Genomic DNA, 13,146 nt, shown 5'->3' with positions numbered 1-13,146 from the left:
TAAATGGAGAACAGCTCAATGTCGAGTGAAGTAACCGAACGCACACCGCTGAGTAAGTTTACTGAGGATGCGTACCTCAACTACTCGATGTACGTCATTATGGACCGTGCGCTACCGCATATTGGCGATGGCCTAAAGCCGGTGCAACGTCGAATTATTTACGCAATGTCAGAGCTCGGGCTTTCGGCACTGGCTAAATATAAAAAGTCTGCTCGTACCGTGGGTGATGTACTTGGTAAGTTTCATCCGCATGGTGATAGCGCCTGTTATGAAGCAATGGTACTGATGGCGCAACCATTTAGCTATCGTCACCCACTCGTTGATGGTCAAGGAAACTGGGGATCGCCGGATGATCCTAAGTCGTTCGCTGCCATGCGTTACACCGAAGCTAAGTTATCGCGCTTTAGCGAGGTACTGTTGAGCGAGCTTGGGCAAGGCACGGTCGACTGGATTCCCAACTTTGATGGCACGATGCGCGAGCCGAAAATGTTACCGGCACGCTTACCCCATATTCTGCTTAATGGGGTTACTGGTATTGCTGTCGGTATGGCAACAGATATTCCGCCGCATAATGCTCGTGAAGTGGCTAATGCATGTGCGTTATTAATTGATAGGCCGAGCGCAGATTTAGATGAGGTGATGGAGCACTTACAAGGACCTGACTATCCAACGGACGCGGAAATTATCACGCCGAAAGCGGATCTGAAAAAGCTTTACGAATCGGGGCGTGGGACGATAAAAATGCGTGCTAAGTATCATCTTGAAGAAAACGAGATCGTACTCACTGCATTACCTCATCAAGCTTCTGGCGCGAAAGTGTTGGAACAGATAGCCGCACAGATGCAAGCCAAAAAACTGCCCTTAGTTTCTGACTTACGTGATGAATCAGACCACGAAAACCCCACTCGTTTGGTCGTGGTGCCGCGCTCTAATCGTGTTGATACAGAGCAGTTGATGAAGCACTTGTTTGCTACCACAGATCTCGAGAAGCAGTACCGTGTAAACCTCAATATCCTTGGCTTGGATGGTCGGCCACAAGTTAAACCTCTGGTCGGTATTTTGGGTGAGTGGCTAGAGTTCCGTAAGCAAACGGTAACGCGGCGATTGCAATACCGTCTCGACAAAGTAGAAGCGCGTTTGCATATTTTGCAGGGTCTATTAATAGCGTTTTTGAATATTGACGAAGTCATTGAAATTATTCGTTATGAAGACGAGCCGAAAAAAGAACTAATCAAGCGTTTCGCGCTGACGGATACTCAGGCAGAAGCTATTCTGGAGTTGAAATTACGCCATTTAGCGCGTTTAGAAGAAATGAAGTTAAAGGGCGAGCAAGAGGAGCTTGAAAAAGAGCGTGAAAAACTCTCACAGCTACTCAACTCAGACCGTCGCTTAAAAACTCTTATCAAAAAAGAAATTCTTGCTGATGCCGAGAAGTATGGCGACGAGCGTCGTTCGCCTCTAGTTGAACGCGCTGAAGCTAAAGCTCTCAGTGAAACCGAACTTACGCCTGCTGAAGCGGTGACCGTAGTGCTCTCTGCTAAAGGCTGGGTGCGTTGTGCCAAAGGGCATGATGTCGATGGCGAGAAACTGAGCTACAAGTCGGGCGACAGTTTCCAAGCAGCAGCTCAGGGCAAAAGCAACCTACCGGTCGTATTTCTTGATACATCGGGGCGCAGCTATTCTTGCGAAGCCCATTCATTGCCCTCGGCTCGAAGCCAAGGTGAACCGTTAACAGGCCGTTTTAATATGGTGGCGGGAGAAATGGTTCAGCATGCACTGATGGCTAGAGACGAACAGTATTATCTACTAAGTTCTGATGCTGGTTATGGTTTTGTGTGTCAGTTTAAAGATTTAGTTTCACGCAATAAAAATGGTAAGGCGATCCTGACGCTACCCACAGGGGCCAAGGTAATGCCGCCTGTAGAGGTAAAAGATACCGCACAAGCACAGGTGATAGTTGTGTCCAATGAGGGACGCATGCTGGTGTTTCCGATAGCTGACCTACCACAGTTAGCAAAAGGTAAAGGTAACAAAATGATCAGTATTCCGACATTGCGAGCTCAGTCGCGGGAAGAGTATGTGGTCGCAGTGAGTGTTGCAAGCCCAGAGAGCACGGTAACTTTGCATGCAGGCCGCCGTAAGTTGACACTGAAGCCTGCTGATCTTGCGCATTACCATGGTGAACGTGGTCGAAGAGGCAATAAATTACCGCGTGGTCTACAACGTGTCGATAGGATCGAAGTAGAGGCGGTTAGTAACACGATCGACTCATCATCGGAAACCGATGCGAGCGAGGATTAAATCTAGAGCGTCCGTTTTACTCTAATGAGTTCAGTCATCGCTTCATTAAATACAGTCACCCAATAGGGACACAGTTGTGTCCCTGCTAACCGTTTTATTTCAGCGTGGGCTCGGCTATACGGTCTCTTTAAATGATGATTATGGGCGCGTTCATGGGTCATAGCGTCAAATGTGTCAACAATCGCTAATATTTTAGCGCCATCGCAGATGTCGGATTGTTTGAGTCCATTGGGGTAACCCTCTCCGTCGACTCGCTCATGATGTTGTAACACCATTTGTTTTGCTTTTTGCCATTGTGGTAGATTTTCGAGTAACTTGGCTGACAGGTAAACATGCGTTTTTAACGTGTTACTTTGCGCATCTGATAACGCATCTTTCGCATGAAGAATGGACAGAGGTAAAAACGACATTCCGAAGTCGTGTACAAAGCATGCGGCTGTTAATTGTCTATCATCAACTGGTGAGCCTGCATGTCTGTTAATAATTAGGGCAAGTTTTAGTTGGCGTTGGGCTCTACCTTGCCAATAACTTGAACGTTGTTCCGCATGAGTTATGAGTGATTCAAAGAACGATAAGTCCGCTTCTGCATTGTCTTGGGCATTGAGGGTATAAGTTGGCTTATTATTGAGGTCGGCGGTGATAACTAGCTCAGGCGCTAGCGTTACTAGAATTTTTCGTAAGGCGCTATCAATATGTTTGTAGTCCAGTGCTTGGCATAGTCCAATTACCCGTTGATAGCGCTGGTCTGGATACTCAACTCGAACACTGTCTTTACAAGATTGAACAAAGTTGTAAACGTGATCGATTAAGTTAAATACGATGTCACCCATGCTCGCGTTAAAAGAGAATCGTTGATTGCGAACGTCGTCCAGCAGATTTTCAACAGCACCGATGAGCGGTATTAAGGGGGTAAGCCCGATAATGCCTAAGTCGCCTTTGATGGTATGGATCGCGCGGTACAGTGATTCTTGGTGAGAAACGGAGTCTGGCGCAGACTCTAGAGCAATTACGCTGTTCTCTGCTTGTTGATGGAGCTCTTTAATCTCATCCATAAGCTCGATATAAACATCGGTTGAGATATCGGGTCGGGTAAATAAAGCCATAGCTTACCTAATATTTGACTGATCGGAGTTTTATTTTGAATAAACACGATATACTAGCCGAGCAAAACAACAAGGAGTAATGATGTTAGCTGCGATACGCTGGATATTTTTAGGGATCTTTATCGTCCTATTCGGAGTTATCGGCTGTATATTCTGTATATTAAGGCCATTTCATCGTAATAATACATACGTATGGGCACGTATCTTCGGCTCGGTTACACGCATATTGGGTGTAAAACTCGAGGTCAAGGTGCACCCTGATGTACCGCCGGGCGGGCCTTATGTCTATATTTGCAACCATCAAAATAGCTGGGAAATTTTTACTATTGCGGCGATGCTACCGCCAAATACCGTCACGGTCGGCAAAAAAAGTCTGCGTTACATCCCATTCTTCGGTCAATTATACTGGCTCGCCGGCAATATTCTAATTGATAGAAAGAATAAAGGGCGTGCACACGGCACGATTGCGCAAACGGCTGATGCGATTAAACGTAGAGATATTTCAGTGTGGATGTTTCCTGAAGGAACGCGAAGTTATGGAAGAGGGCTGCTTCCATTTAAAAATGGCGCGTTTCACACCGCACTAAAAGCTCAAGTAAATATTGTTCCCGTATGTGTTTCAAATTTACACGAAAAGATTAAAATGAATCGTTGGAGCAACGGTGTACTAAAAATAGAGTTCCTTGAACCTATTAACATAGCCAATTACTCAAAAGAATCACTACGACAACTCTCTCGTGAGACTCACGAGGTGATGAAGAACAAAATTGCTCTACTAGATAAACACGTCAGTGAAAATGATGAAGGAAATTTATGAGTTCAATGCTAGATGTCTTGCTCGAGCAGAGTAATGAAACAATTGATGCCATGCTAGAAGATGGTGTCGATCCAAGTGAATACTATTTAATAGAGCATCATTTGGCGTCACAGGACTTTACCAAGCTCGAAAAGGCCGCTGTAGAAATGGTAAAAGAAGGCTATCACGTTGATGATGCGGACGAGTTTGAGGACGAGCAAGGCGAGCGGTGGTTTGCTTTTGCAGCTTCCACAGAAAGTACGCTTGACCGAGATGTCCTTTCGCGTCAAATTCGCGAGATTTTAGTCGTGGCTGAAGAATGTGAAGTTGAGTACGACGGTTGGGGGACTTTCCTTGACGAAGACGAGGAAGATTTCGAGGACGAATAATTCGTCCTCGAACTTATTGCTATATACCTTGTTGATCCATTTCTAAGCGATAGTCACTACCTAACTCTGATTTTTGTTGGGTGCTAAGCACCTTACCTGCCTGCTGAAAAAAGCCCTGTTCTTCGTCTTCGAGGTGGTGAAGCACTTTATGTTTGAGGCTTTTCAAGTGCTGAAGCCAAGCTGGCGATGACATATCGGTTTGCTCTATCGTCTCAATGAGCTCGTCAATCTCGTGGTGTTCAGCAATACCGTGACGTGATAAGTCGACGGTACTATCGTTGTTAATCAATGGTGAGTAGAAATACCTTTCTTCAGCCGTAGCATGTGCTTGAAGTTGGGCTTTCAAAACGTTGAATTGGGTGCGACGTTCTGCTTCATCCCCCTGCGTGTCGCTCAAGTTGTCCAACAATGCGCGCTGCTTATCATGATCGGTCTTAAGTTCGTCAAAGATATTCATTGCTCTCTCCTTAAGTTAAGCGGTTTATATTCTACGCAGAGAGATGATAATTGGATGAAAAAAGGCGCCATAAAGGCGCCTTCACTTATGCTCGAAACCTATTACAGAGAGGCTATTTTAGCGTGCTGCTGCTTGAGTTGAGCTAACGCTTCTTCAGCTTCTGCCAGCTTCTCACGCTCTTTAGCAATGACGGCCTCAGGTGCCTTACTCACGAAGTTTTCGTTACTGAGCTTGCCGCTTAGGCGCTTTTGCTCTTGCTCGGCTTTTTGCAGGGCTTTATCGAGACGTTTTAACTCGGCGTCCTTGTCAATTAAGCCAGCCATCGGGATGTGCAACTGCATACTATCCACAAGGCTTGTCATACTCGCTGGCGGCTCATCGCCTTCATTCAAGTAGTCGATTTGCTCAAGTTTGGCCAGGCTCTGCAAGAATGTTCTGTTGGCTTCAATACGGCCCCGTGCCATCTCATCATAATGAGATATTAGCAACGGTAATGGTTTGTTAGGCGATAAATCCATCTCACCACGGATATTTCGGATCGCCAAGATCACCCGTTTTAACCATTCCATGTCCTGCATCGCTTGATGATCGACATCGGCGTTTGCTTGTGGGAACGGCTGCAACATAATCGTTTCACCCTCAACCCCGGCCAACGGTTTGACACGATGCCAAATAGTCTCGGTGATATAAGGCAACACAGGATGCAGTAGTCGTAATAGTTGCTCGAGTACAGTGACCAGGGTACGGCGCGTGCCACGTTGCTCTGCTTCAGTACCATTATTAAGTACGGGCTTGGTTAACTCTAAATACCAGTCACAGAACTGGTTCCAAGTAAACTCGTAAGCAATCGCTGCGGCTTGGTCAAACCGATAGGTATCGAGTGCATGACGGAACTCTTTAACAGTGTGGTTGAAGCGCGCAATAATCCACTCATCTGCGAGCGATAAGCGATAGTCTTCACCTGACTGGCCGCAATCATGTTCTTCCGTGTTCATCAACACATAGCGGCTAGCGTTCCATAACTTATTACAGAAGTTGCGATAACCCTCAAGACGTTTCATATCCCAGTTAATATCACGACCCGTCGAAGCCAGCGCAGTCAGAGTAAAACGCAACGCATCGGTACCATGTGCAGCGATGCCTTCAGGGAACTGTTTGCGTGTTGCTTTAGCAATTTTCTCGCGCATTTTAGGTTGCATGAGATTAGCGGTACGCTTTTCGACTAATGCATCAGCGCTAATGCCGTCGATCATGTCTAATGGATCCAGTACGTTACCTTTCGACTTAGACATCTTCTGGCCTTCTTCATCGCGAATAAGCCCAGTGACATAGACCTTTTTGAAGGGGACCTGAGGCTGACCATTTTCATCTTTCAGGAAGTGCATGGTCATCATAATCATGCGCGCAACCCAGAAGAAAATAATATCAAAACCAGTGACCAGCACATCAGTCGGGTGGAACGTTTTTAAATCGTCAGTTTGCTCTGGCCAACCTAGCGTCGAGAAAGTCCAAAGCGCAGAGGAGAACCAGGTATCGAGGACATCATCATCTTGAGACAATTTGATGTCGCCTAGGTCGTTTTCTTTGCGCACCTCTTCCTCAGAGCGTCCAACATAGACGTTACCTTGTTCGTCGTACCATGCTGGAATGCGGTGTCCCCACCACAGTTGACGTGAAATACACCAGTCCTGGATGTCACGCATCCAACTGAAGTACATATTCTCGTATTGTTTGGGTACGAACTCGATGCGACCATCTTCAACAGCTTCAGTCGCCTGTTTAGCTAATGATTCAACACGCACATACCACTGATCCGTCAAATGGGGTTCAATTGGTACGCCGCCGCGGTCGCCGTAAGGCACCTTGTTGGTATGCTTCTCAATCTTATCGAGGAGCTCGAGCTCTTCAAACGCGGCGATGATTTGTTTACGTGCTTCAAAGCGTTCAAGCCCTGCAAACTGTTGAGGCAGTTCGCCCTTAAACTCACCAAGCGACTCAACCGCTTCTCCTTTGCTCGTATACAAACCCGCAGTACTTAAAACATGTGCCGTATCATCAAGTACCGCAATCATGCCCAGTTCGTTGCGTTTACCTATTTCATAGTCATTAAAGTCATGAGCAGGGGTGATTTTAACGCAGCCAGTACCGAACTCACGGTCAACATAGTCATCGGCAATGATTGGAATTCTGCGATTAACGAGTGGTAGCTCAATGTGCTTACCGACTAAGTGTTTGTAACGCGCGTCTTCTGGATGAACGGCAACACAAACATCTCCCAGCATCGTCTCGGGTCGAGTCGTCGCGACAACCAAATAATCTTTACCGTCTTCCGTTTTCTCGCCATCCGCTAGCGGATAACGTAGATGCCAGATGTGACCCTGCTGCTCTTTATTTTCAACTTCAAGGTCAGAAATCGCTGTTTGTAACTTTGGATCCCAATTAACCAAGCGCTTGCCACGGTATATAAGACCTTCTTTGTGAAGCTTTACGAAGACTTCTAGCACTGCTTTAGACAGACCTTCATCCATCGTAAAACGCTCGCGATCCCAGTCGACAGAATCACCTAAGCGACGCATTTGTGAGGTAATAGTGCCGCCAGACTCTTGCTTCCACTCCCAGACTTTGTCGATAAACGCTTCACGACCTAAGTCGGCGCGGCTTTTGCCTTCTGCTGCAAGTTGACGCTCAACAACCATTTGGGTTGCAATGCCCGCGTGATCGGAGCCGACCTGCCATAATGTGTTTTTCCCGTCCATCCGCTGATAGCGGGTCAGGATATCCATAATGGTGTGTTGGAACGCGTGACCCATGTGCAAGCTACCTGTCACATTGGGGGGTGGGATCATAATTGAGTATGCATCACCTTCGCCAGAAGGCTTAAAATAGCCTTTGCTTTCCCACGTTTGATATAACGATTCTTCAATGTCTTTAGGAGAGTACGTCTTGTCCATAATGGCCTTAATTGTGCTTTGCTGTTAACGGCTCGGTGCGCATTTGGCATCCGCGAGCACGATAATGTTTGTATCGCTCTCGTGCGACGGCTTTTTCATCTTCGGGCGCCGGCACAAGGTCAAAAATATGTTGGCTGCGTTGTGCAATCTCTGGCACTTGGCTTGCCAAGTTAAACAGAGCCATGCCTGTACGCGGTTGTTGCTCTGACTGACGCCACGAGAGCGTCACCGGCGCACCGTTCGGCAAGGCTTCACCTACTAACGCATGGGGGATAAACCCATCGGCAGGCCGCTGCCATAACAGTTCGTCGAACAGTTCGGCCTGCTGCTGATCCTCGCATACCACAAGCAATTTGCGATACTGACGAAAAAGATCGGCGATTTTATCGCAAATCAGGTTATTTTTCTCGTCTTCGTCGGTCGTTTGTACTAAAAAAAACGTTGCACTGGGCATAACTAGTCGTTTGCATCCACTTGTTGGCAGCGGTTGATCAAAAATTGGCTAAGCAAGGGTACAGGACGGCCAGTGGAACCTTTATTAGCGCCACCACTCCAGGCGGTGCCCGCGATATCCATATGCGCCCAGTTATATTTACGCGTAAACCGAGATAAGAAACAAGCGGCAGTAATGGTGCCAGCTTCTTTACCGCCAATGTTTTGCATGTCAGCGAAGGGGCTATCCAATTGCGATTGGTATTCGTCCCACAGTGGTAAACGCCATGCTTTATCGCCACTTTGTGACGCCGCATTTAAAATTTCGCTGGCTAATGGGTTGTGCTGACTTAACACTGCTGAGGCGTGTGAACCCAGCGCCACTACGCAAGCGCCGGTTAAAGTCGCCAAGTCGATAACAAGCTCTGGCTCAAAGCGCTCAACATATGTGAGCGTATCGCATAAGACCAATCGGCCCTCAGCATCGGTATTTAGCACTTCAACGGTTTGGCCGCTCATGGTGGTGAGAATGTCACCCGGTCGATACGCTTTACCATCGGGCATATTTTCGCAGCCGGCCATCACACCAATCACGTTAATAGGTAACTGCATTTCAGCCAACGCTTGCATCGCACCAAAGACGCCGGCAGCGCCACCCATATCGTATTTCATTTCGTCCATATTGGCGGACGGTTTAATTGAAATCCCCCCTGAGTCAAAGGTCAGTCCCTTACCGACTAAAACTATAGGCGCCTGATCGTCAGCGGCTCCTTTATAATGCATCAGTGTAAGTACTGACTCATGCTCAGAGCCACGACCAACGGCTAGGTAAGCGTTCATACCGAGCTCGGCCATTTCCTTCTCCTCAACCGTGGTTACTTCCAGTTGAGCATATTTTTCTGCTAGGGCATGGGCTTGATCGGCTAAATAGCGCGGTGTACAGATGTTAGGCGGCATATTGGCGACGTCACGACATTTATCCATACCTGCGGCAACGGCTAAACCGTGGTTAATCGCTTGCTCACCAATGGTTAATTCTTTGCGACTCGGTACGTTAAAAGTGAGTTTGCGTAATGGCCTACGCGGTTCTTCTTTTTTGGTTTTCAGCTGATTAAAGCTATAGATCGTTTGGTGTGCAGCTTCGACCGCCATACGTACTTTCCAATAAGTATCACGGCCTTTTACATGTAACTCACTTAAGAAACAAACCGCTTCCATTGAGCCCGTTTCGTTTAGTGTATTAATCGTCTTAGCTATAATCTGCTTATACTGGCGTTCATCAAGCTCGCGCTCCTTACCACAACCGACGAGCAGTACGCGTTCTGCGAGTACATTAGGGACGTGATGAAGTAAGAGCACTTGACCGGTCTTGCCTTCTAAGTCTCCTCGTCGTAAAAGGTTACTAAGATAACCTTCACTGACGTTATCAAGTTGTTCTGCGACACCGGATAATCTCCGCGGTTCGAAGACACCCACAACGATACACGCGGAACGTTGTTTTTCTGGGTTGCCACTTTTTACGCTGAACTCCATGGACTGTGCTCCTATTTCGGTAGGCCGCAAGGACTGCTATAGTTAGCCTAATAAACAAATTTGTTGTTAAAATAACAAGTTTACTTAAAAATCACAGCTATTCCAGTAAAAACCAAAGTTATGAGTCGAGCAACGTGCGCATTTTTAAATATTTGATTGCTGAGACATTAAAGTCTCAAATCGCGGTATTGGTTGTACTGATGACGATATTTGTCAGTCAAAAATTTGTTCGCGTACTGTCGGATGCGTCAGAAGGCGATATTCCTAGTTCTATTATTTTTCAGTTGTTATCGCTGAATCTACCGGCGCTACTGGCACTGATCATCCCATTGAGCTTATTTCTGGGCATTTTATTGGCTCACGGACGCATCTATGCAGACAACGAAATGACGGTATTACATGCCTGTGGCGTCAGTGAGTGGTATGTGACTCGAGTGACACTGGTTGTTGCGGTGATACTGGCTCTATTGACTGCGGCGTTGACTATGTACGTAGTGCCCTGGTCATTGGAGCAAGAGCAAAAAATTGAGGACAAGGCTCGCGCGGATAGTGGATTAACAGCCCTTATTCCAGGTCGCTTTCAGCAATCTAGCAATGGCAAGGCAGTCATTTTTATTCAAAGCCAAGATGATCAAGGTGATTTGCAGAATGTGTTTGTGGCGCAGCATCAGGCAGAGCAGGGACGGATTCGCTCCGGTAGCGTGGTGGTTTCAACCTCGGGTGAAGTGAATACTGAAAGCTCTGGCTCTCAGTGGTTAGAGCTGCGCGACGGTAAACGCTTTGCAGGCGATGGTGAACATTACCAGTTGATGAGTTTCGAGCAGTATAGGTTGCAAATCAAAGAGCAGCCTGTAGACGAACAGTTACGAGATCTAGAAGCTTATACTGTCAATGAGTTGTGGCAGGAACAATCAAATGCGGCAGCGGCTGAGCTGCAATGGCGTATAGCAATACCGTTGGCAATGCCATTATTGACACTGATTGCTGTTCCATTAAGCCGAGTCAATCCGAGACAAGGTAAATTCGCGCGAATGGCGCCGGCTATTTTAATTTATCTAGGATATTTTCTTGTTCTCATGGCTGCCAAATCGGCGGTACGGGATGGAGTTATCCCAACCTTTATCGGTCTGTGGTGGATACATGTTGCTTTGCTGGTATTCGGTATTGCGTTGCTCAGCCGAGCACGACCTGTCGGGTTGAGATTTTGGGCACACTTGATGTTCTGGCGTCAGCGAAACCGGAGAGTGTAACGATGTTTAGTATCTTGGATCGCTATATTGGCGCGACAGTTCTCAAAACCTCGCTAATGAGTTTAATCGTACTGACCGGGCTTTCGGGGTTAATACGTTTTGTCGAGCAACTCAAGTCGGTCGGACGAGGTAGTTATGAGGTGATCGACGCGGCGCTGTTTGTTTTTTACAGTATTCCGCGTGATGTTGAAGTTTTCTTTCCGATGGCTGCATTACTGGGTGGCTTAATAGGTATGGGGGTGCTGGCGAGTAACTCTGAGCTTATCGTGATGCAAGCCGCGGGTCGCTCAAAGCTTAATATTGCTGGTGCGGTGATGAAAACTGCAGTTGTTATGATGATTGCTGTAATTGCCATTGGCGAATGGGTTGCTCCACCGATGGAAGCTAAAGGTCGGCTAATCCGTGCACAAGAAATCTCCGGAGGTAGTCTTATTTCCGCTCAACGTGGCGTCTGGGCGAAAGATGGCGATGATTTTATTAATATTTCGGAAGTTGAAGACACCGGACGTTTGAATGGTGTGCTGATTTACGACTTTGATGGACAACAGCAACTCGAAACAGTCACATACGCTCAGACGGCTGTGTATAGTAATGAGTCTTGGCGTTTAAGTCAGGTGGTCGAGACTCGACTTACACAACAAAAAGTGATTGAAAAACGCCTTGATAGCACTGTGTGGCAATCAAGCCTGACACCGGATAAATTGGGCGTCGTCACTATAAAACCGGAGTCATTATCAATATCGGGACTGATTGATTACCTCACCTACCTTAAGTCGAACGAGCAGTCTGCTCAGCGTTACGAGTTGGCGTTGTGGCGTAAGGTATTATCACCGGTGACTGTGGCAGTGATGTTACTGGTCGCATTGTCCTTTATTTTTGGCCCATTACGGGAAACCAGTATGGGAGCGCGTATACTGTTGGGCGTAATTACAGGATTTGCGTTTCATGTCAGTAACGAAATTTTTGGTCCCCTAGCACAAGTCTACCAGGTGCCGGCGGTGCTAGGGGCCTTGTTGCCGAGCTTAGTCTTTGCCAGTGTTGCTATTTTTGTCATGCAGAGGAAGAGCTAAAGCTCTTTCCAATAAAATAGCTGGTTAGCTTCTTTTGATAGAGTGACCAGCTCTGTTTTTGCGGCGTAATCTTGCCAAGCTCGGCGGTGTTTTAAGTCCACGAGAACCCAGATATTTCCTACGCCCAACATGCATGTCAAAAGCCTTATAATTACCTGTTTGTAAGTGAGTCGAGAACCGTCTCGCTGTTGTAATTTTAAGCGCCAAGCTCGCATGCCTACGGTCTGACCCGATGTTTTCCAGAAGTAACCAAAAAACACCGCTAAGACGGTTAGCAGAAAAATTGTGAGCCAAGGACCTTGGTCAATAAACTCCGCATGATCCATACCTTCCGGTAATGTGAGCCAGCCTAAGCTGGTGGCGATAGCTGACGCTCCGAGCGCGAGTGCGGTGGCAAGCATAACCATCGCACAAGCGACTAAAAAATCGTAAATCCATGCGGCAAACCGACGAAGAAAGTTTGCTGATGGAAAACTCGCATGCAGTTTTTGAGCTTCTGATGGCATATTTTTATCCATAACAACCTGTAACGGGGAGAGTTTACCATGACCCGGACCGACGCGCAGTAGGATGGTTCGGTTAAGGAATGACCAAACAAACTTAAAACCGAAAAAATTCTGCAATATTTGCTTGATTAGAAAGATGTCACGGGTATAATCCCCTCCGTCGACCAAGACAACCTATCTTAATGCCGAGGTGGCGGAATTGGTAGACGCAGTGGATTCAAAATCCACCGCTGGTAACAGCGTGGGGGTTCAAGTCCCCCCCTCGGCACCAAGCTTCTAGTAAGCTCTTCCTATCACGTTTTCAATGCTAATCTAACGTTTCAGCCGACACTCATTACTACCCAATGGCTTTCATTCG

Annotated in this window: 11 protein-coding genes and 1 tRNA gene; 6 read left to right on the top strand and 6 right to left on the bottom strand. The window is 47.0% G+C overall.

Annotation, left to right across the window (positions count from 1 at the left end; genetic code table 11):
• Positions 1-18 precede the first annotated feature (18 nt).
• Positions 19-2,301 (top strand): DNA topoisomerase IV subunit A, encoded by a 2,283-nt coding sequence (gene parC, locus ABNS04_RS03065; protein ID WP_348671182.1) that lies wholly within the window; start codon positions 19-21, stop codon positions 2,299-2,301.
• A gap of 2 nt (positions 2,302-2,303) precedes the next feature.
• Here parC and ABNS04_RS03060 read toward each other — a convergent pair whose 3' ends face one another.
• Positions 2,304-3,404, bottom strand: coding sequence for an HD domain-containing phosphohydrolase (locus ABNS04_RS03060; protein WP_272978728.1), 1,101 nt, complete (start codon positions 3,402-3,404; stop codon positions 2,304-2,306).
• Positions 3,405-3,486: 82 nt separating this feature from the next.
• On the opposite strand from ABNS04_RS03060, the gene ABNS04_RS03055 reads away from it, so the two are divergent.
• Positions 3,487-4,221, top strand: coding sequence for a 1-acylglycerol-3-phosphate O-acyltransferase (locus ABNS04_RS03055; protein WP_272978734.1), 735 nt, complete (start codon positions 3,487-3,489; stop codon positions 4,219-4,221).
• On the top strand, positions 4,218-4,589 hold the full coding sequence (gene rraB / locus ABNS04_RS03050; protein WP_006956978.1) for a ribonuclease E inhibitor RraB: 372 nt from the start codon (positions 4,218-4,220) through the stop codon (positions 4,587-4,589). The genes ABNS04_RS03055 and rraB overlap by 4 nt, the downstream gene beginning before the upstream one ends.
• A 19-nt stretch (positions 4,590-4,608) precedes the next feature.
• Here the strand turns inward: rraB and ABNS04_RS03045 are convergent, their stop codons facing one another.
• The 4 genes from ABNS04_RS03045 to pepA all read right to left on the bottom strand — a co-directional run bounded on the left by ABNS04_RS03045 (position 4,609) and on the right by pepA (position 9,962).
• Positions 4,609-5,046: a hemerythrin domain-containing protein gene (locus ABNS04_RS03045; protein ID WP_006956977.1), complete on the bottom strand. Its 438-nt coding sequence runs from the start codon at positions 5,044-5,046 to the stop codon at positions 4,609-4,611.
• 101 nt (positions 5,047-5,147) lie between these two features.
• On the bottom strand, positions 5,148-7,997 hold the full coding sequence (locus ABNS04_RS03040) for a valine--tRNA ligase (protein ID WP_348671181.1): 2,850 nt from the start codon (positions 7,995-7,997) through the stop codon (positions 5,148-5,150).
• A 7-nt stretch (positions 7,998-8,004) separates the two neighbouring features.
• Positions 8,005-8,451, bottom strand: coding sequence for a DNA polymerase III subunit chi (locus tag ABNS04_RS03035; RefSeq protein ID WP_006956975.1), 447 nt, complete (start codon positions 8,449-8,451; stop codon positions 8,005-8,007).
• A 2-nt stretch (positions 8,452-8,453) separates the two neighbouring features.
• Entirely contained in the window at positions 8,454-9,962 is a 1,509-nt protein-coding gene (pepA, locus tag ABNS04_RS03030) for a leucyl aminopeptidase (RefSeq protein WP_006956974.1), read from the bottom strand.
• 134 nt (positions 9,963-10,096) lie between these two features.
• Between pepA and lptF the strand changes: the two genes are divergently transcribed.
• Positions 10,097-11,212: an LPS export ABC transporter permease LptF gene (gene lptF / locus ABNS04_RS03025; RefSeq protein WP_006956973.1), complete on the top strand. Its 1,116-nt coding sequence runs from the start codon at positions 10,097-10,099 to the stop codon at positions 11,210-11,212.
• A gap of 2 nt (positions 11,213-11,214) precedes the next feature.
• Positions 11,215-12,282, top strand: a complete 1,068-nt coding sequence (gene lptG / locus ABNS04_RS03020) for an LPS export ABC transporter permease LptG (RefSeq protein ID WP_006956972.1) — start codon at positions 11,215-11,217, stop codon at positions 12,280-12,282.
• On the opposite strand, the gene ABNS04_RS03015 is transcribed toward lptG, so the two are convergent.
• A complete protein-coding gene (locus tag ABNS04_RS03015; protein WP_040488268.1) occupies positions 12,279-12,788 on the bottom strand; it encodes an RDD family protein in 510 nt (169 codons plus the stop codon). The genes lptG and ABNS04_RS03015 overlap by 4 nt on opposite strands.
• Positions 12,789-12,972: 184 nt before the next feature.
• On the opposite strand from ABNS04_RS03015, the gene ABNS04_RS03010 reads away from it, so the two are divergent.
• Positions 12,973-13,059 (top strand) — tRNA-Leu (locus tag ABNS04_RS03010).
• The last annotated feature ends 87 nt before the right edge of the window (positions 13,060-13,146 follow it).

The sequence above is a fragment of the uncultured Idiomarina sp. genome, assembly GCF_964010655.1.
Classification (GTDB): Bacteria; Pseudomonadota; Gammaproteobacteria; order Enterobacterales; family Alteromonadaceae; genus Idiomarina; species Idiomarina baltica.
Note: the sequence above shows the minus strand (reverse complement) of the source record. Positions and strands in the feature narration are given on the sequence as shown.

Bases quoted from the DNA above. Each gene is read 5' to 3' on its own strand.
- parC (WP_348671182.1), top strand. From the start codon at position 19: ATGTCGAGTGAAGTAACCGAACGCACACCGCTGAGTAAGTTTACTGAG.
- ABNS04_RS03060 (WP_272978728.1), bottom strand. From the start codon at position 3,404: ATGGCTTTATTTACCCGACCCGATATCTCAACCGATGTTTATATCGAG.
- ABNS04_RS03055 (WP_272978734.1), top strand. From the start codon at position 3,487: ATGTTAGCTGCGATACGCTGGATATTTTTAGGGATCTTTATCGTCCTA.
- rraB (WP_006956978.1), top strand. From the start codon at position 4,218: ATGAGTTCAATGCTAGATGTCTTGCTCGAGCAGAGTAATGAAACAATT.
- ABNS04_RS03045 (WP_006956977.1), bottom strand. From the start codon at position 5,046: ATGAATATCTTTGACGAACTTAAGACCGATCATGATAAGCAGCGCGCA.
- ABNS04_RS03040 (WP_348671181.1), bottom strand. From the start codon at position 7,997: ATGGACAAGACGTACTCTCCTAAAGACATTGAAGAATCGTTATATCAA.
- ABNS04_RS03035 (WP_006956975.1), bottom strand. From the start codon at position 8,451: ATGCCCAGTGCAACGTTTTTTTTAGTACAAACGACCGACGAAGACGAG.
- pepA (WP_006956974.1), bottom strand. From the start codon at position 9,962: ATGGAGTTCAGCGTAAAAAGTGGCAACCCAGAAAAACAACGTTCCGCG.
- lptG (WP_006956972.1), top strand. From the start codon at position 11,215: ATGTTTAGTATCTTGGATCGCTATATTGGCGCGACAGTTCTCAAAACC.
- ABNS04_RS03015 (WP_040488268.1), bottom strand. From the start codon at position 12,788: ATGCCATCAGAAGCTCAAAAACTGCATGCGAGTTTTCCATCAGCAAAC.